Genomic DNA, 18,658 nt, shown 5'->3' with positions numbered 1-18,658 from the left:
AACTTGGTATTATTTAATAAATAAAGTATAATCTAAATAGTCAGAGTTTTAAGGGAGGGTTTCATATGAACAATAAAATTGCGTTTATTACCGATAGTACAGCTTTTTTAACGGAAGAATTGAAAGCGCATCCAGATGTATATGTAGTACCTATTGTAGTTATTAGCGAGGGGCAGGAATATGAAGATGGGATAGATCTTCATTCAGATCAACTATATGACATTATTCGCAATAACAAAGAGGTACCTAAGACCTCGCAGCCTTCAGTTGGAAAGTTTCAGGAGCTTTATGAAAATTTAAAAGAGAAATATGACCATGCTATAGCGATCCATGTCTCTAATAAATTAAGTGGAACGATTTCAAGCTCAACAGCAGGAGCAGAACAGGCTGAATTTGATGTTGAAGTGATTGACTCTTTATCACTTTCATATGGCATAACTCCATTAATTACTTAAGGGATTGAGCTAGCTGAACATGGTGTTGCTGTTAAAGCTATTGCTACTACACTTAGAGAAGATGTAGATAGGTCTAAGAATTTAATTTTATTAGGAAGTCTAGAGCAATTATATAAAGGGGGAAGAATGTCGGGTGCTCAATTCCTGTTAGGAAATGTACTTCAAATTAAGCCGATTCTTACCATTGATGCACAAGGGGAGCTTGGTTTACAGCAGAGAATTCGTTCAGAGAAAAAAGCAACGAACAAAATTGTAGAGCTTTTAAAGCATTCATGTGCGGAACATAAAGTTAAAAAAGTAGGAATTATGCACGGAAATGTATTGGATAAGGCAACAGAACTATTCGAAATTATCGAAGAAGAAATTCCTGGAATTGAAATTGCGATTGGAGAAATAAGCTCCTCGTTGGCAGTTCATGGTGGGGAGGGTACAGTTGCTTTGTTTTGGCAATTAGAAAATTAACCGCAGCTATTTCTATTCAAAGATATTTCCATCATTGAACTAATAATTTTAGTTTAATATCAAATACTATCTCCTAAAGGAAACATTAGGAGGATTAATTGATGGAATCGGAAGGATTCGAAGAAAGGTTAAAAGAACATCAACAAAACAAGAAATTGGCGTCTTCTGAATTAGGAGATTTATTTGCAAATTACTTGGGGGATTCCTTATTTAAATGTGTATTTGAACATCATTTAGAGGTCGTTAAAGATGAAGAAATCAAAGCGTTTATCATATTCGCTAGAGATACAGCGGCCAAGCATTTGACTATGATTAAAGAAATATATAAAAAAGAAAATATACCGGTACCGGTTGGTTTTGGTGAGCAAGATATTCGAAGAGACGCACCGGCACTATTTAGTGATATGTTTGTCGCTTTCTATGTTACAGAAATGTCTAAAGCCGGTCTATTAACATATGCAAGTGCACTTACATCTTCTTCTCGACAAGATATTATCGATTATTTTGACATGTGTGTCAAAGATACCATTGAAACTTATCAAAAAGGAACTCACTTGTTGCTTTCGAAAGGGATGGATATCGTTCCTCCAATTATTCCATACCCTAAAAAGACCGACTTTGTAGAAAAGAATTCGTTTATCACATTAATAGCTGGAAAATCGAGACCGTTAACAGCTTTAGAAATTAAGCATTTGCAAATTAATATTAATACAAATACTTTAGGTAAATCAATGATGTTGTCATTTAGTCAAATCGCAACTTCTGAAAAACTAAGAAAGTATTTTCAGGAAGGCTCGGAGCTCGCAGATAAGCAAATTCGAAAATTAGGAGATTTTCTTTTCAATGAGAATCTACCTTCACCTAAGATAATGGATGCACACCTAACCGATTCAACCGTGCCACCTTTTTCTGATAAGTTAATGCTGTATCATACATCTTTGGCGAATGCAATTGGGCTGCAAAATTATGGAACAGCTCTTTCTAAAATAATGCGACATGATATCCATCTCCAATTTACTTCGCTTGCAGTTGGTATAGCTAAATATGCTGATGAAGGAATGAACATAATAATCGATCATGGCTGGCTTGAAGAACCACCAACAGCTGCAGATCGAAAAAAACTTGCGAAAGATGGACATTGAGTTTGGGAAGGCTCTCAATTAGGAGAGCCTTTATTTAATGGATAAATTTTTAGCGGTGTCTAGTTCCGAGCGCCAGAAATTACACGACTTCACGAATCGCCCTACGAATCATCATCGATTCTAGTTTTATGGAAGTCGATTAAAAGCGGACTTGTCGTCCAGCTTCGGTATACCCCTTAAGCGGGGCATGATTCCTTTATCTCAGTCGATTCGTTCCTAAGCGGCGCTCTGCGCGTTCACATTAATTTTTTAACCATGCATCAGATTCTTCTTGATCAAGCTCTTTTATTTTTTCAATTGTATCACCGTACATGTAACCGTCTGTTATTTCAATACTTGTTTGATAAAGGGTATTTTTATCGGCTGCTACTCCAGATTCAACGAGAAAGTAGATAGAAGAGCCATCCTTTGCCCATTTAACTCCACGTAATTCGCGTTGATATGCAAGTGAGCCGTTCTTAGATTGCATGCTTCCATCGTGTTCGAAATGAAAAATATTGACACGAGTAGAACCATCGTATCCACCAACAAAAGCAAGGATATTCTCTGTTGGAGACCAAGCAATACCATAAGGCACCTCATACCCTGAGTAGTCATACACGTAACCGACAGTATCAGATACATTTGTGTGCTCACCAGTTAGTAAGTTAACAACGTATATTTTTGTGCCGTTTGTTACCTCTAAGTCATAAGCGACATACTGGTGATCATATGATAGTTGGATACTTTTCAGCTTCACAAATGTTGTTGGTAAATCAATGGTGAATTGTGTGTTGTCACTCGTGATTTGTAGTTTGTCATTAACTACATTAAAATGGTAAGAATCCAACGCAATCTCATCTACTGTTGATGCTTTTGCACTGTAAAAATTGGGGTTATTAAAATATAGTTTGTTTGTAGACTGTCCACTTTGTAAAGAGGATACAATTAACAAAGAGAAAAGTAACAACGTAATAATTGCTGCTGCCCCGCCAGTAAACCTTCTTGAACTAAATCCTCTGCATCAGAGAAACCTGTATAGTAAATTAGAAAGTGGTATATGTCTTTGTTATATTGGTAAAACCACTCTGATATGTTGCTGTCAGACATCCTTGCTCCCCCTATAAAATGCATCTGTTACTAATTAGTCGATTATTACATATGATTATTTCACTTTTAATAAATTTTACTGACTAAGTCAATTTCCTAATAATGATTTTCTATTAAATATCAGGATAGAAGTTGGATTAACCTGTATCCAAACTATATCGTGAATAGCTATCTAATGATTACAAATATTCTCGTTTTGTTAGTGATGCTTTATAAATGGTCATTAATTTGCGATAATAATGAGATAAGCTAATACAAAGGTTGATACAAACATGAAACACATACAAATAAAGTATGCTTGGTTAGGAATGCTACTTGCTTCCGATCCTGGCAGAAAAAGATTCATACAAGCGAGTAAAATCACATTAAGTCTAATCTCTTCCGTATTTTCAATGCAGCTTATATTAATCATCTCCGGCAGTAGTTTGTTTACCCCAGCTATAATAGCAGGTATGGTCGGTTTACTTGGCATTTTTGCTGTAATGGATGAAACGAAAAAACAGAAGCAAATAACAACCTTGTTTCTTGGATTGGCTGCAGTTTTCGGGATTACTGTCGGTTCTATATTGTCGGGAAATGCCTTTTATACTGGCACATTGCTTGTTCTATTAATTTTCTGTGCTTTCTACTTCTCACGATTTGGATCTCGTTATTTCACCATGGGCTTGCTTGGATTTATGACATCCTATATGTCATCCTTATTAAACATATCTACAAGCCAACTTCCTTGGTTTTATGTGGGGGTAGTTGTCGGTGTATCGTTTGCATACTTGTATAATTTTATTATTTTTAAAAATTCTGCAGCTGTGTTGAGAAGAAGCATGGATTCTTATCACTTACAAGCTAATCTAACATTAAATCAACTTATTAACGTTATAAAAAATCCTAATTTGAACAAGAGTAGAGCCCAATCTTTGGAGAAAAATATGCATCGATTGCGTGCTTTTGCTAGAGAAGTGTCGGGAGATTTGAATGAGGAAGATGTACAAACGATTTGGCCAGGTCTAACAGTATCCCAATTAAGACTTTATCTGTTTGATACATCAATGCTAGTAGAAACGCTAACTGATGTACTGAAACAACTAAAACAAGCAGATGCGCTGGAAACAGAAGAGTTGAGACGAATACTTGGCTGGGTCGTAAAAACACTTCGAGATACGGAGGTGTTAGCTCCAAACTACAAAGCACAACATCTAGTAGAGGCAGAAAATGCTGTGCAGGCATTACGGCTATTGTTAATGGATCTGCGGCTTGATGAAAATAGTTGGCTATTCCTAATCAGACGTATCGAGTCGATTGCCAATCATGTCATTGATAGTGCAGTTGACATGCAACAGGCACTTCAAGGCGGTAACCGACCAGGCGAGGATTTCCCGTTGTTGGTGGAAGAAAATGCTGGTAACGAAGGAAATGAAACAGGTTTAAAAGTCACAACAAAAAAAGCATTACAAGCTTTAGTAGCAGGAACGATTGCGATTGTTGCGGGCTACATCATATCTCCAATTCAGCCGTACTGGATCATCTTGACTACTCTTTTTGTTTTACTTGGAACGGAATCGGTAGGTCGAACTTATATAAAAGGATTCCAACGATCTTTAGGGACGATATTCGGTGCAGTTATTGGTTTATTTTTAGCGAAGTTATTATCTGGAAATACCGAAATTGAAGTAACATTATTATTTATCGTAGTGTTTTTGGCATTTTACTTTTTCGCTGTCTCCTATACACTTATGTGTTTATTCGTTACAATATTAATTGCATTTATGTATGATATTTTGCTTGGAGGTATTAGTTTTCATCTATTAGGTGCCCGCGTGGTCGATACTGTTGTTGGTGCTTTAATTGCGTTAGCTGTTTCTGCAGTTATTTTTCCAACAACAACAAAGGATAAAGTAACGGACAGCTTTGTAATCTATTTAGTAGAGCTGCGTCGCTATGTTTTGGATTATGTTAAGCGATTTAGTGTTACCGTTGATGTTAAGTGGCTTTCCGGAAGTGCTTTTGAACTGGATCAAAAATTATATGCGATAAACAATTCCGCTCAACCATTTATTCAAAGGCCAAGTGTATTTAGTGATTCTAATGTTGGACAGATTATAACGACTATTACGGCAATCAATTATTATGCAAAGCATTTAGTGGCATCATCTTATCAAAAGGAATTTGACTATCCGCAAAAATTAGCTGCCGATTTTGTTCAAGTCGAAGAAAAGCTACAACATAATATAGAGGTGCTATGTACATTAGTAAAAGGGACAGAGCGACAGTATGAGGTGTATAATCTATCTGTACATAGAACTCGAATCGAACAACTTGCTCCAGATAATAAAGTGGCTAATGGTGACCTTATTCATCATCTATATTATGTTTGGAAGATCAACACAGCAATAATTATGTTAGCAAGTGAATTGGGAGCAGAAGAGGTATAAACGAATACTCTCTGCTCAATGTATTAAATCTGGAACTCTATTTACAATTTCTACGAATTCGTATACTGTTACTATAGTAACTTCATAGTATTGGATACAAAGGGGGATAACATGAAAGGAAAGCAACTCCAATTACCACTTTATCTTATTGCGAGTATTTTATTCGGATTAAAAACATATATCGTTTATGTATTTGTGTTTAAGTTATCGATAGAAAATGGCTTGCAAGCTATTATTCTGTTAATTAATCCGTTTGTGTCTGCATTTGTTTTTTACGGAATAAGTGTATGGCTTAAAGATAAAAATCAAAGAAGATTTATTTGCTATGGCACGTTGGTTGGATCAATCATTTTGTGGGCGAATGTGATGTTTTATCGCGACTTTACGGATTTTATTACAATACCAATTTTATTCCAAGCGAGTAATGCAGTAGATGTTGGGAATAGTGCGGTTAGTTTAGTTTCTCTGTCAGATTTGGTGTTATTTATCGATGTTATTATTATTTGGTATATAAGTAGTAAATACAAAGATCGAATAACAACTCATTATGCTAGAAAAAACAAGCTCTTAGTAGTAAGTTTGTCAATCGTTTTGCTACTTGGTAACTACCTATTAGCAGAATTAGAACGCCCTCAGTTGTTTCAAAGCACATATGATCGCGAATATTTAGTGAAGAATATTGGTGTATATAATTTTCATCTATATGACATTGTTCAACAATCTTTTACCACATCCCAAAGGGCTTTTGCTGATGGTACGAAGATCCCTAGAATAAAAGAATACGTGAACGCAAATGTAAAAAGTGATGAAGAATCAGAGTTATTTGGAATTGCTAAGGACAAGAATCTTATCTTTGTCTCTTTAGAGTCCTTCCAAAGTTTTGTTATAGATAACACCTTGAATGGGGAGGAAGTAACCCCATTTTTAAATGAGTTGAAAGATAACAGTTATTATTTTGAGAATTTCTACCATCAAACAGCACAGGGGAAAACTTCGGATTCAGAATTTTTAATAGAGAATTCTTTATATCCACTTCCTGGTGGAGCCGTCTTCTTTGTGCGAGGAGAAAATGAGTACGATGCAATGCCGGAAATCTTGGGAGAACAAGGTTACTACTCTGCTGTCTTTCATGCTAACGATAGTAGATTTTGGAATCGAAATGTAATGTATGATTCGTTGGGTTATGATAATTTTTATGATGAGTCGGCCTATGAAGTAACAGAACAAAATACAGTAGGATGGGGCTTAAAAGATAAAGAATTCTTTGATCAATCGATTAAATATTTACAATCAATGTCACAGCCTTTTTATTCGAAATTTATTACTTTAACGAATCATCACCCGTTCGAACTAAGTGCGGAAGAGGCTTCTATTCAAAAGTTTAACTCAGAATCAGAAACAGTGAATAACTATTTTCAAACGGTTCGCTATACAGACGAAGCGATAAAGCAATTTTTTGATGAGTTAAAGCAAGCGGGTTTGTATGAGAATTCAATCATCGTGTTAATGGGTGATCATTACGGGATTAGTGCATATGAAAATGAAGCACTTGGTGAATATTTGGATAAAGAATTAACGGATTATGATACGGTTCAATTACAACGAGTACCATTTTTTATTCACATACCAGGTGAAGATGGTAAGGTTATGTCAAAAATTGCAGGTCAAATTGATGTAAAACCGACGCTTTTACACTTGCTTGGTGTCGATACCAAAGGAGATATTAATTTCGGTACTGATTTATTCTCAGATGATCGCAAAGAGTTTATCGCCCTAAGGGACGGAAGCTTCGTAAGTGATGAATATGTGTATACGAAAGAAAGTTGTTATGATCGGGATACAGGAGAATTGATGGAAGTTGATCTTGGTTTAGATAAGCTATCTGCTTGTGGACCAATAGAAGAAAAAGTATTAAAGGAACTAAATTATTCCGATGAAGTTGTTTATGGGAATTTGTTAAGATTTAATGAATAGGAAATAGGAAATAGGAACCTTAGTGTCAGTCATTAAAGTGGAAACGCCACTTACAAAACTGACACTAGGGTTTTATTAATTACAAGATGGTTTGCCTGGGACATTTCCACTTGTTGGATATAGTCTTTTTTGACGGCATTGCTCTTCAAGTATTATTTTTAAACTTTTTTCAATCATTTTTGTTTCCTCTGTTTTATGTTCAAAATGGGCCAGATTTATTTCTTCAAATGGGTCTTTCGTAAGGTTATATAACTCATACTGATCAGGAACTGGTTCGGTCTTTGTGGTTTGTACCGAGATAATAGCTTCTGTATTATCAGAAATCTTAATAGAATCAGTTTGCTTAGTATCTACATTTGCGACCCCGGGATTACTCCAAAACTGCGGGTTATCAAAGTAACGTGAATACTTCCATATTTCTTCTTGATTGTTTTCACCTGTTCGAAGTTTTGTAATGACGGTTTCTATATGATTCGGTTGGATGACGGATTGATAAGGTTCACCAGTGATGGTCACTTGGTTTAATCCTTTTGTAACGTCATCATCTGTCATAAAATATAGAGGTTCATTGGCGCGGTCAAAATCATGTTGGTGATATAACAAAGGTGTTAAATCTCGGCCAACAAGCGGGTGTACTTCTGTATGGTCTCTACTCAACTGTCTTTGAACTTTATTCACGTCAATATCTGCGAGACCTAACAGTGTAGGTATGATATCGACGTGACTTGTTAGCGTATCCGTAGTTTCTTCACTTGAAAAAAGCTTCGGGCTGTGAATAATGAAAGGTACATGAATCGATTCTTCATAGACGTTATACCATTTCTGAAATAATCCCCCATGTGAACCTAACAAATCCCCATGATCGGACGTAAATACAACGATTGTATCCTCGTAAAATCGTGATTGCTTTAATGCTTGGAATACTTTATACATATTTTGATCTGCTCTTTTTTGTAAGGAATAGTAAAGTTGTCGATAAAACAGACTATCTTTTGTTGGTTGTAATGCTTGTGGATAGACTTCACGATAGTTTCGCTGAGCCAAGGGTTTCGTTAATAACGTTTCATCCGCTGTTGGAGCAGGTGGGATAAATGGAACAGAAGGATCTATTTCGAAATCAAACGATGGATTTAAACGCGCAAACAGACCAAACAAGGCGATATCATGCGGATTTACGAAGGATGACGTAACTAGCCACGGATTTTCATCGCCGTTTTCAGCTTGCTTATCTAACGTTTCTATTAATCTGACAACTTCATCAGCGTACACGACATCCCGACCACTGACACCGATTGCCGCTGATGAGGCAGAATTTCGAGGGTTTGATCCATGCGGTTCGGGACCAATCCATCCTGAAAACCCATAAGAATCTAGCCTGTTGGCATTCAAATATTCTTGTACAAGATCTCTTTCAGGCACCCCCGTAACTGTATTGTAGCTCGGCAAGGCATTGTATGTTCCAGGAATCAGTATATCTTGCTCAGAAATATGCCACTTTCCTTTCCAAAAAGTTTTATAACCGCCAGCACGGAAATAATCGCCAAGCGTAGGGACAGTATTTGCATCAAGCCAGAACATATCTGGGTCAAAAGCCCCTTTTGCTGCTCCAGCTGTTTGGGAGACCCCGTGAAGAGAAGGGTATTGCCCGGTAAAAAGCGTTGCGCGGCTCGGAGAACATGCTGTACTTCCGATATAGTGGTGAAGAAATGTCATTCCATTTTCACGTAAAAGCTGTTGCGTTTTTAAATTCTCTTTTTGCCACGATCGAAGTTGTTCATTTTCATAGACAGACGGAAACCGTTCCTCATCGACAACGAAGAACAGGAAATTGGGTCTTTTTTTATGCCCAGTATTCCATTTTTCATTTGAATGACTCATTTTTTATTAGCTCCTTTATTTATATTGATTAGATTAGTAGTCATAGTATATTCAGTTGCTATTATAGTTGATTGGATATCACATTAAGGGGCGTTTGTAGCGATAATTTGCTTATTCGATGCAGGAAAATCTACGTAAATTCGCTGTGTTACACATGATATTAGGATGGCGACTTGATGGTGGATGTTGGGGATGTCAGAAGTCGACTCTATATTGATTTGTTTGGCCTTGTTGTGTTAATTTTAATTTTTGAGTTATTCTCAAATAAAATACGTACAAAGCTAGTAAGAGGATAGTTGCTCAAAAATACTAGTTAATCAAAAAAGCCTATAGCTAAGTTTAGTTGTAGGCTTTTGCGATAATCTTTATGCTATAATATTATCAATAGTTTTATACATTTTTGCAGAAAAGAGAGTTTTTATATGGAGTTTAATCATTTCCAAAAATCATTGATAATAAATTACATACTAGGTTCGATCATTGCCGTTTGTTTAGTAGGAAGTACGTTTATTTTTTCCACGTTACAGTTATCAGGAAAAGAGTACTTCCTTTTAGTTTGTACATTAATTGTTTCGATCGTGATCATGTTTGGCATGGAGTTTATCGTGTTCAGATCACACATTTTTCCGATTAAAGCTATCTATCAAGCTGAAAATCCAACTTTGGACGAGCTTGAGCAGGCTTTTATACGGGCACATCATTTTCCTGTGTTAACCTTTAAGCGAATTATGCTTCCTCATTTTCTTGGTCTAGCCGTTCCGTCATCCTTGATTACTAGCATTTTTATTCACAGTGGTCAATTATCGTTACCATATAGCTATATTGGATTAGCATGGATAGGAGCGTTACTAATTGCGTTTATGCATGGGATGATTGAATTCTTTTTAACCGCGAAAAATGTTCGTCATATTATAAGTAGCATTAATCAAAAAGCACTAGCTTTATACAACGAGAATCTATCACTTAAGGGCAATGTTATTATATCTATTCGCATGAAGTTCTTTATTAGTGCCTTATTTATTGGAGTATTTCCGATTTTACTTTTTGGATTAGCTAATCAAGTTCGCCTTGTTCAGTTGGACACTGTATTTATCGTCGAATATTGGAAATGGGCGGGTGTGATTATCGTCTTAGCGATTATTTTCTCTATCATTGGTTCATTCTTGTTAACGCAAGAAATCCAGCGTCCGATCGATCAAATGATACAGGGGATGCACACGGTTCAAAATGGTGAATTAAATGAGGTTAGTGATTTTTATTCAGATGAATTCTCAGAGCTAGTATCCGGTTTTAATCACATGGTTGCCTCTATTAAGCATAGAGATGAAATGAACTCGGATTTAGTGGACAGTTTTTTCACGGTGTTTGCTGCTACGTTGGATGCCAGAGATCCTTATACAGCTGGGCATTCTATCCGGGTTGCAAACTATGCCGTAGAGATAGGCAAGAAATATGGGCTTCAAACTCATGAATTAGGGTTATTAAAAAAATCGGCATTATTGCATGATATCGGTAAAATAGGAATTAGAGATGAAGTATTGTTAAAGGACGGGAAATTATCTGACATTGAATTTGACATCATTAAACAGCACCCAACAATTGGGACGAATATTCTTGAAGAAATAAAACCACAAGATGTGATGCAAGCATTTATTCCAGGTGTCAGATATCATCACGAGCGTTTTGACGGAAAAGGATATCCTGATCAGTTAAAAGGAGAGGAGATCCCGTTATTTGGAAGGATACTCGCTGTTGCCGATGCATTTGACGCAATGACATCCAATAGACCTTATCGTAATAAAATGCCTATAGAAAAAGCAATGAACATTATAGAAAATGGCAAAGGCAGCCAATGGGATCCGTTACTTGCTCAACATTTTTTAGATTGGATGGAAGAAAATAAATCTGAAATGGAAGTTGAATCAAGCTAGCACCGATTTATAAAGCTGATTTTGGATAATGTAAATTGAAATTGGCAAAATAATCGTATGGAGGTGGCTTAAATGGGCAAAAAAGCGAAAAATCAGTATAACGGTGGTATTAGTGATGAACAAGCAGTTAGAAGTAAGCGATCAACTCAATTTGATCATGAAGCAGCTAATGAACCACTAACGCCCAACGAAAAGGCGCATAATAAGAAAACGAAAAAGCGACAGTAAAGGTTCAAAAAAGCATACAACCATCAGGTTGTATGCTTTAATTTTTGGCAAGAGTAGTCTTTTCTTCTTCTTCATATAAAAGTAATACTATACTCCATACGTTTGACGGTAAAAAGAGAGCCAATTGACACCCAGCTAGATTGTAATTGTACCTTCAATAGTGGTAACTGCGGAACCAGCTACTTCGATAATTGGTTTATCTTCATGAGGAGTGATTGTCACATAAAGCGTGCCAGGTCTGTTAATCGCATGGCCTTGTCCAATCTTAAATTGATGCGTCTCATGGTTAGAAACAAAACCTTCTAAGTATAGGTACCCCGCTAGTGCACCATTTGCTGCACCAGTTACTGGATCCTCATCAATGCCAATATTCGGGCAAAAATCCCTTGTGTAAATATCAAATTCTCCGTCTGTGTCAAATGTAAATAAGTGTGTAGTCGAAACTTGATATTGCTTGTTCATCATTTGTAGTCGTTTCAGTTTAGGCTCTGCTGTATCTATTGCAAGACGTGATTTAATAGGGACGAGCAGATGTGAAACGCCGGTATTACTTATTTTTATCGGGTAGCGGTCGTCTAGATCAGTTAGTTTCACGCCAACTAGCTCTGCAATTTTCACAGGGTCATCTTCCACATTTTGTAGTTGTGGAGCGCGCTGTGTCATTGATACTGCGGTAAGTTGGTTGTTTTCCTTCACCCATTTCACAGGAACAAGCCCTGCATTTGTTTCCAATATAACCTGTTCTACTTTGTCGGCCCAGTCGTAAGCTGTCGCCAGTATCCATGACATGCCGATAGTTGCATGTCCGCAAAAATCAATCTCTTCAGCTGGAGTAAAATAACGAATCCGAAAATCAGCTTCAGGATTATTTGAAGGAAATAAAAATGCTGATTCCGATAGATTTAATTCATTTGCTATTTTTTGCATCTCTTCCATTGATAAATCTCCTGCTTCAGGAATAACACCAGCAGGATTGCCGCCGAATGCCTGGTCTGTAAAAGCATCAACATGATACACGTCTATTTTTCTCATAATAATTCCCTCTTGTCTTAGATAAGATTATAACCATTCCCCTTTTGCAACCGGGAATACCTTGCCGCCGATTTGTATTGAAAAAGCGTGACCAGTTTTATTCGCAAGCATATAAAGCAGCGAAGGTCTACCTATTTCATAGCCCTGCTCAATCCGGATATCCAACGAACTTTGGCGCAAATAACTGTGCTGCAAAAGGTAGCCTGCTAAGTTCCCATTGGCGCTTCCGGTTGCAGGGTCTTCCGGAAATCCTGTCTCGTCGACGAATACTCTAACGCTTAGGTCATTTCCAGTTTCATAGGTTTGATTACAAAATACTAATATATTTAGAGAGGAGTAGTTCTCTAAGAACGCTTTGAATTTTTCATGATTAATCGAACATTGCTTTAAGGCTTTTAAGTTATTTAAAGGCACAATAATCGCAGGTAAGCCTGTAGAAACATGTTCAATCGGAAAATCAAGATTGATGTCATCTGGTTTAATCGAGAGAATCTCAGCAATTACCGTGTGATCAAACGTTTGTCCAAAGGTAGGAGATTTTTGCGTCATCCATATTAATTCTCGTCTACGGTCAATTTGTACAGCAATTTGGCCAATCCCTAAATTTAATAGAAGATTATCAGATTCGCCTTTTTCGATAGCTTCATTAATTACATACGAAGTTCCTATAGTTGGATGACCAGCAAAAGGGATTTCGGATTCTGGTGTAAAAATTCGTACATCATACCCGTTGTTTTGTTTGTCTTTGGATAAAATAAATGTTGTTTCGGAAAAGTGCATTTCATTTGCTATTTTTTGCATTTCTTCCGTTGATAGGTTTTCTGTGGCAAAGAATACAGCTAATTGATTGCCCTGATACTTTTGTTCAGCAAATACATCAACAATATAGTAAGTCAATTTTTTCAATTGGTCGATCTCCTTTGTTAACGATAAATTAATTTGTTAAAGTATGCTTCGAAATCACTAATACTCCATTATTATTTGTTAAAAAAGTTCTATTTTTAGAATCGAGAAGATTGGATGAAGCTAGAAAAAAGAGGACCAGATTTCTCGGCTGAATCCAATCTTCGACGTCAATATGCTACTTGAATAATCATCATGATAGAATGGGGACTTTTTGGACAACCTCTTAATGTACAAGATGTAAAGAAAAGGTGAAAAAGATGCAAGTAGCGATCTTCTCTAGAGATCAATCCTTCAGTATGTCGTCCAAGAACTTTTCTCTGTGTTGTAGAAAGTATTTAGTTATCTTGTAGTGGTCTGTCATTTCATATTCAATTTCATTAATGTGCCCTTCATCAAAGCTTAATATTGTTGCATTCGGAAGCCCGAGTAAAATAGGAGAGTGGGTAGCAATGATGAATTGGCAATCGCCATCACTGGTCAACTCATGAAGAATGCGCAGAAAAGATAATTGTCTTTGTGGAGAGAGCGCCGCCTCTGGCTCATCTAATAAGTACAATGCTTTCCCTTTAAAACGGTTCATAAACAAAGATAAAAACGATTCTCCATGTGATTGCTGATGAAGCGAACGACCTCCGTAATCTTTAAATCCTGACTCATCCACTTCTTCTATATAGGTGGCAAAGTGATAAAACGATTCAGCTCGTAGAAAAAAGCCATTCGTGACTTTCGGTAGCCATGATAACCGAATATGGTCACCGAGAACTGACTCTGCAGCATGTACATCATACACATTATTTCTGCTGCCTCCAGCTGTATTAAACTCGCATTTATCTGCAATTCCTTCTAGTAAGGTAGATTTCCCTGAACCATTTTCTCCAACAAAAAAGGTAACCTTGTTCGTTAAATCTAACTGATCCATATTATGAATAGACGGGATCGAAAATGGATATTTGCTAAATGAAGAAATGCTATCTCGTAATAAGGTTATTCTTTTAAGAAACAATGGTATCACCTGCAAACTTTGGATTATCTTACTATACGAACAGAAACTTCAAGATTTATTTTATCATAATCAATGTTGACATTCTTAAAATTAGAGCATATTATTTAATTATACACTGGTCAATAAAGGAGGATATATGGCCCCTAGAAAAGCAGTAGATCGAGAATTATCAAAAGAAATGATTATGGAAGCAGCAAGAGACTTATTTGCAAAAAAAGGATATCAGCATGTTTCCATGCGGCAGATTGCACAAGAATTAAAGTATAGTCATGGAGCAATTTACTACCATTTCAAAAACAAGGCAGCGTTATTTTACGCCATGGTAGAAGACCATTTCCAAATTCTTAATGAGATTTTGGATTCCATCATGGAACAACACCTATATGATAGAGAGAAACTTCATCAAATTATGCTTGGTTTCATAGAATTCGGTTTAACACATCAAAGTCATTATGAAATTATGTTCTTAATTAAAGATGAAGAGGTTCAGTTTTATTTAAGTGAAGGACCGAATAAGAGCTATCAGAAATTTGCGCAAAGTCTCTTTATATTGTCTGGTAAAAAGATGTCCTTACAAGATATTTGGTCGGTATTTTTATCGTTACATGGGTTTGTTACGCACTATTGTAGAACTGTAAATAACTATAGTGAGGTTCGTGGTATTGCGGAAGCACATGTGAAATTTTTGTTAAAAGGAATAGAGCCAATTTCATAATTACTTTTTACTAAATGAAATTGGCTAAGTAAATTTTTTTACTCTTTAATTGAACAGTGGTTAATAAAAGGGGAGGCGTTAAGATGAAAAAAGCATTAGTAATCGGTGCATCTGGTGGAATGGGTTATGCGATTGTAAACGAATTAACTAGTAGGGGGATTAAAGTTAATGCTTTCGCACGAAATCAAGAAAAGTTAGAAAGGTTATTCCAACATGATTCGAAAGTGACGATTAAAAAAGGGGATGCATTTGACTGCGAATCATTGATGGTTGCAGCTGAAGGAGTAGATGTCATTTTTCAAGCATCTAACATTCCTTATTATCAATGGGAAAAAGAGTTACCAAAGCTAACCGCAATTATCTTAGAGGTCACAAAAGCACAATCAGCTAAGCTTGCCGTTGTCGATAATATTTATGCGTATGGAAAAACTAATCAACAAAAAGTAACAGAAGCAACATCAAAATCACCAAATACGAAGAAAGGAAAAGTAAGGCTTAGTGTGGAAAAGAAAATTAAGCAATCTGGTGTATCTGCGGTTGTTGCCCATTTCCCTGACTTTTATGGTCCGAACGCAGAAAATACGTTGATTCATTATACATTAACAAGTGTTATTAATAATAAAAAGGCAATGTTCGTTGGTAATCAGAAGCTGGGCAGGGAATTTATATTTACTCCTGATGGTGCAAAAGCGATCGTAGAGCTGGCCATGTGTGAAGAAGCATACGGACAGAATTGGAATATACCAGGATACGGTGTTATAACTGGTGAGGAAATGATTGCTGAAATAAGAACAATTACGAACTATAATAAGCCTGTCTCCACTGTTACGAAAAACATGATTCGCTTTTTAGGTTTGTTTAACCGGATGATGAGAGAAGCTGTAGAAATGTATTATTTAAATGAAGATCCAGTTGTATTGTCTGGAGAAAAATATGAAAATGAATTTGGGCTTGTTCCAGCAACTTCGTATCAAGAAGGATTAAAGCAGACAATCGACTATATGGCAATTACAAAATAAAATCGTAAAAGCAGTACAAATGAGCTTATGTAGGTTTTTCCAGATGTGATTGACTAGTGTTATTATCAAGATAGATAGCACTAGTCTGGTGCATAAAAGTGAAAATGTATACAATAAATAGAGTGAACTGATTTTGGAAAGGAAGTTAATCATGGATGGTAAAAATCGTAACAATATAAAAACAGGAATTACTGTAGATATCGTGTTAAAGAAGGATCAACGTTCTGGCAAGCTAACGAGAGGAATAGTCAAAGATATTTTAACTAAGTCTCCTTCCCATCCCCATGGAATTAAAGTGAGGTTAGAAGATGGGCAAGTTGGTAGAGTCCAGCAGGTCATAAATTCGTAGCATAACCAACCCCCAATTGGTGCATAATAAGCCCATTAGTCAATAGAGGGGGATATATCTTTGAGCACAAGAAAACAACCATTATCGATATTCGCTTTAGGTGGCTTACATGAGGTTGGAAAAAATATGTACGCCATTGAATATGGTGATGATATTATTGTCATCGATTGTGGTAATAAGTTTCCTGACGAGAGTTTATTGGGAATCGATTTAATCATTGCAGACGTAACTTACTTACAAGAAAACAAAGATAAAATAAGTGCTTTAATTGTGACACACGGACATGAAGATCATATTGGTGGGATTCCATTTTTCTTAAAGAAAATGAATGTACCTGTCTATGCAACAAGATTTACACTTGGTCTCATTGAGTTGAAATTAAAAGAACATCGAATATTACGAGAAACGGAGTTAGTAGAAATTAATTCTGATTCTGAACTTGATTTCCGTGACATTCGTGTCAACTTTTTCAAAGTAAATCATAGTATTCCCGACTGTCTAGGCATCGTCTTCCGCACGCCAGAAGGTAATATTGTACATACAGGAGATTTTAAATTTGATTTAACTCCTGCCAATAACGAACACTCCGATATTCATAAAATGGCCGAGATCGGAAGACAAGGAGTGCTCTTATTATTGTCAGAGAGTACTAACGCTGAACGGCCAGGATTTACTCCTTCAGAACGAATTGTCGGTGAACATGTAGAGGAAGCTTTCCGAAAAGCGGAACGCAAAGTTATAGTTTCGACGTTTGCTTCCAACGTTAATCGCGTCCAACAGGTTGTTGAAGCCTGCAAAAAAACTGGCAGGAAGCTTGCCTTGCTTGGTAGAAGTATGGAAAATGTCGTTGATGTTGCGATGAAAAGGGGATATCTAGACGTTCCAGAAGGCATGTTAATCGATAAAGAGGAAATTATGGATATGGACCCAGCAAAGGTTGCAATAATCTGTACGGGTAGTCAAGGTGAGCCATTGGCTGCACTTTCACGATTATCAACCAATAACTTTCGCGGTGCAGAAATTTTACCAGAAGACACCGTTATTCTTGCGGCTGGTCCCATACCAGGTAACGAAACGAATGTTACAACGATCGTAGATAATCTATATTCGATTGGTGCTAAAGTGATTTATGGTTCAGGAAGTGCGACTGGTATGCACGTATCAGGGCACGGTTATCAAGAAGACTTAAAGCTGATGCTCACCTTAATGGCGCCAACATATTTTATTCCAATCCATGGTGAATTAAGAATGCTGCACCATCATCAGATGTTAGCAGAATCCGTTGGTGTGGCGAAGGAAAATACATTCATTATGAACAATGGAAATGTTGTTGATATCGAGAACGGTATTGCCAGACAAACAAGAAGTGTACAGGCTGGGAATACATACGTTGATGGGATTGGTATCGATGATGTGGGTGAAGTTGTATTGCGTGACAGAAAGCAGCTATCTGAGGATGGCATGCTTGTGACTGTGTTAACGATGAGCAGATCTGAGAAAAAGTTGATTTCAGAGCCTGACACCATTTCGCGTGGATTTGTATACATGCGTGAATCGGAAGAGCTCATGGCAGAGATTAATCGTTTGATTAAAAAAGCATGTCATGATGTTGAGAAGGAAAATCGAAATCAATGGAAAGCAATTAAGCAAAATATTAGAAAATCAGTTGGACAGTATGTATTTAGAGAAACGAAGAAAAAACCGATGGTATTACCTATTATTATTGAAGTGTGATGAAGCAAAGCGTCAGGGGAAGGTTAGTAGATCATGTGAATGATACTTTTCTCTGACTAAACTACACATTTCTTTGTGATTAGCTTTATTGTCAAGGCTTGCCAAGATAGCTACTGCACCTACCTCCTTTCAGTAAATCCCAATGTTATAAACCAAAACGCTAATCATCCGTGTCTGTCCAAAATATATCTTCGTGAGCACTTTACCAGTATTACTTGATCGGCTCCCCTCTCATTGCTAAGCATACTGTATTAGATATATAGATCTCGGGAACAATACATGAAGGAATTCACCAATGAAAGGATAAGCAGA

Annotated in this window: 15 protein-coding genes and 1 pseudogene; 10 read left to right on the top strand and 6 right to left on the bottom strand. The window is 36.7% G+C overall.

Features of this window, described 5'->3' with window-relative positions; genetic code table 11:
• The first annotated feature begins 65 nt into the window (after window positions 1-65).
• Both ACI6MV_RS20210 and ACI6MV_RS20205 read left to right on the top strand, forming a co-directional pair.
• A pseudogene (locus ACI6MV_RS20210) lies at window positions 66-917 on the top strand (DegV family protein).
• A gap of 101 nt (window positions 918-1,018) precedes the next feature.
• A complete protein-coding gene (locus ACI6MV_RS20205) occupies window positions 1,019-2,059 on the top strand; it encodes a DUF3231 family protein (RefSeq protein WP_407272131.1) in 1,041 nt (346 codons plus the stop codon).
• A gap of 241 nt (window positions 2,060-2,300) precedes the next feature.
• On the opposite strand, the gene ACI6MV_RS20200 is transcribed toward ACI6MV_RS20205, so the two are convergent.
• Both ACI6MV_RS20200 and ACI6MV_RS20195 read right to left on the bottom strand, forming a co-directional pair.
• Entirely contained in the window at window positions 2,301-2,993 is a 693-nt protein-coding gene (locus ACI6MV_RS20200; protein WP_407272130.1) for a TolB-like translocation protein, read from the bottom strand.
• A complete protein-coding gene (locus ACI6MV_RS20195) occupies window positions 2,987-3,148 on the bottom strand; it encodes a hypothetical protein (protein WP_407272129.1) in 162 nt (53 codons plus the stop codon). The genes ACI6MV_RS20200 and ACI6MV_RS20195 overlap by 7 nt, the downstream gene beginning before the upstream one ends.
• A gap of 272 nt (window positions 3,149-3,420) precedes the next feature.
• On the opposite strand from ACI6MV_RS20195, the gene ACI6MV_RS20190 reads away from it, so the two are divergent.
• Together ACI6MV_RS20190 and ACI6MV_RS20185 are read left to right on the top strand one after the other, a co-directional pair.
• Window positions 3,421-5,577 (top strand): FUSC family protein, encoded by a 2,157-nt coding sequence (locus tag ACI6MV_RS20190; RefSeq protein ID WP_407272128.1) that lies wholly within the window; start codon window positions 3,421-3,423, stop codon window positions 5,575-5,577.
• 111 nt (window positions 5,578-5,688) lie between these two features.
• A complete protein-coding gene (locus tag ACI6MV_RS20185) occupies window positions 5,689-7,551 on the top strand; it encodes an LTA synthase family protein (protein ID WP_407272127.1) in 1,863 nt (620 codons plus the stop codon).
• Window positions 7,552-7,626: 75 nt separating this feature from the next.
• On the opposite strand, the gene ACI6MV_RS20180 is transcribed toward ACI6MV_RS20185, so the two are convergent.
• Window positions 7,627-9,429 (bottom strand): sulfatase family protein, encoded by a 1,803-nt coding sequence (locus ACI6MV_RS20180; protein ID WP_407272126.1) that lies wholly within the window; start codon window positions 9,427-9,429, stop codon window positions 7,627-7,629.
• A gap of 422 nt (window positions 9,430-9,851) precedes the next feature.
• On the opposite strand from ACI6MV_RS20180, the gene ACI6MV_RS20175 reads away from it, so the two are divergent.
• Together ACI6MV_RS20175 and sspO are read left to right on the top strand one after the other, a co-directional pair.
• Window positions 9,852-11,360, top strand: a complete 1,509-nt coding sequence (locus ACI6MV_RS20175) for an HD domain-containing phosphohydrolase (protein ID WP_407272125.1) — start codon at window positions 9,852-9,854, stop codon at window positions 11,358-11,360.
• Between the two features lie 72 nt (window positions 11,361-11,432).
• The gene (gene sspO, locus ACI6MV_RS20170) at window positions 11,433-11,588 is read left to right on the top strand and encodes a small acid-soluble spore protein O (protein WP_407272124.1); all 156 of its coding nucleotides are present in this window, start codon (window positions 11,433-11,435) and stop codon (window positions 11,586-11,588) included.
• A gap of 135 nt (window positions 11,589-11,723) precedes the next feature.
• Here sspO and ACI6MV_RS20165 read toward each other — a convergent pair whose 3' ends face one another.
• The 3 genes from ACI6MV_RS20165 to ACI6MV_RS20155 all read right to left on the bottom strand — a co-directional run bounded on the left by ACI6MV_RS20165 (window position 11,724) and on the right by ACI6MV_RS20155 (window position 14,529).
• Window positions 11,724-12,620 carry a PhzF family phenazine biosynthesis protein gene (locus ACI6MV_RS20165; RefSeq protein WP_407272123.1) on the bottom strand — a complete coding sequence of 299 codons (897 nt, stop codon included), beginning with the start codon at window positions 12,618-12,620 and terminating at the stop codon, window positions 11,724-11,726.
• Window positions 12,621-12,647: 27 nt separating this feature from the next.
• Window positions 12,648-13,526 carry a PhzF family phenazine biosynthesis protein gene (locus ACI6MV_RS20160; RefSeq protein WP_407272122.1) on the bottom strand — a complete coding sequence of 293 codons (879 nt, stop codon included), beginning with the start codon at window positions 13,524-13,526 and terminating at the stop codon, window positions 12,648-12,650.
• A gap of 283 nt (window positions 13,527-13,809) precedes the next feature.
• Window positions 13,810-14,529, bottom strand: coding sequence for an AAA family ATPase (locus tag ACI6MV_RS20155; protein ID WP_407272121.1), 720 nt, complete (start codon window positions 14,527-14,529; stop codon window positions 13,810-13,812).
• A 136-nt stretch (window positions 14,530-14,665) separates the two neighbouring features.
• On the opposite strand from ACI6MV_RS20155, the gene ACI6MV_RS20150 reads away from it, so the two are divergent.
• The 4 genes from ACI6MV_RS20150 (at window position 14,666) to ACI6MV_RS20135 (ending at window position 18,346) form a co-directional block, all read left to right on the top strand.
• Window positions 14,666-15,244, top strand: a complete 579-nt coding sequence (locus ACI6MV_RS20150) for a TetR/AcrR family transcriptional regulator (RefSeq protein WP_407272120.1) — start codon at window positions 14,666-14,668, stop codon at window positions 15,242-15,244.
• Window positions 15,245-15,327: 83 nt separating this feature from the next.
• Window positions 15,328-16,263, top strand: coding sequence for an SDR family NAD(P)-dependent oxidoreductase (locus ACI6MV_RS20145; protein WP_407272119.1), 936 nt, complete (start codon window positions 15,328-15,330; stop codon window positions 16,261-16,263).
• Window positions 16,264-16,414: 151 nt separating this feature from the next.
• Window positions 16,415-16,612: a YwbE family protein gene (locus ACI6MV_RS20140; RefSeq protein WP_407272132.1), complete on the top strand. Its 198-nt coding sequence runs from the start codon at window positions 16,415-16,417 to the stop codon at window positions 16,610-16,612.
• A gap of 60 nt (window positions 16,613-16,672) precedes the next feature.
• The gene (locus tag ACI6MV_RS20135) at window positions 16,673-18,346 is read left to right on the top strand and encodes a ribonuclease J (protein WP_407272118.1); all 1,674 of its coding nucleotides are present in this window, start codon (window positions 16,673-16,675) and stop codon (window positions 18,344-18,346) included.
• Window positions 18,347-18,658: the final 312 nt, after the last annotated feature.

The organism is Radiobacillus sp. PE A8.2, from assembly GCF_045635475.1.
In the GTDB taxonomy this organism is placed as follows: Bacteria; Bacillota; Bacilli; order Bacillales; family Amphibacillaceae; genus JBJGXI01.
Note: the sequence above shows the minus strand (reverse complement) of the source record. Positions and strands in the feature narration are given on the sequence as shown.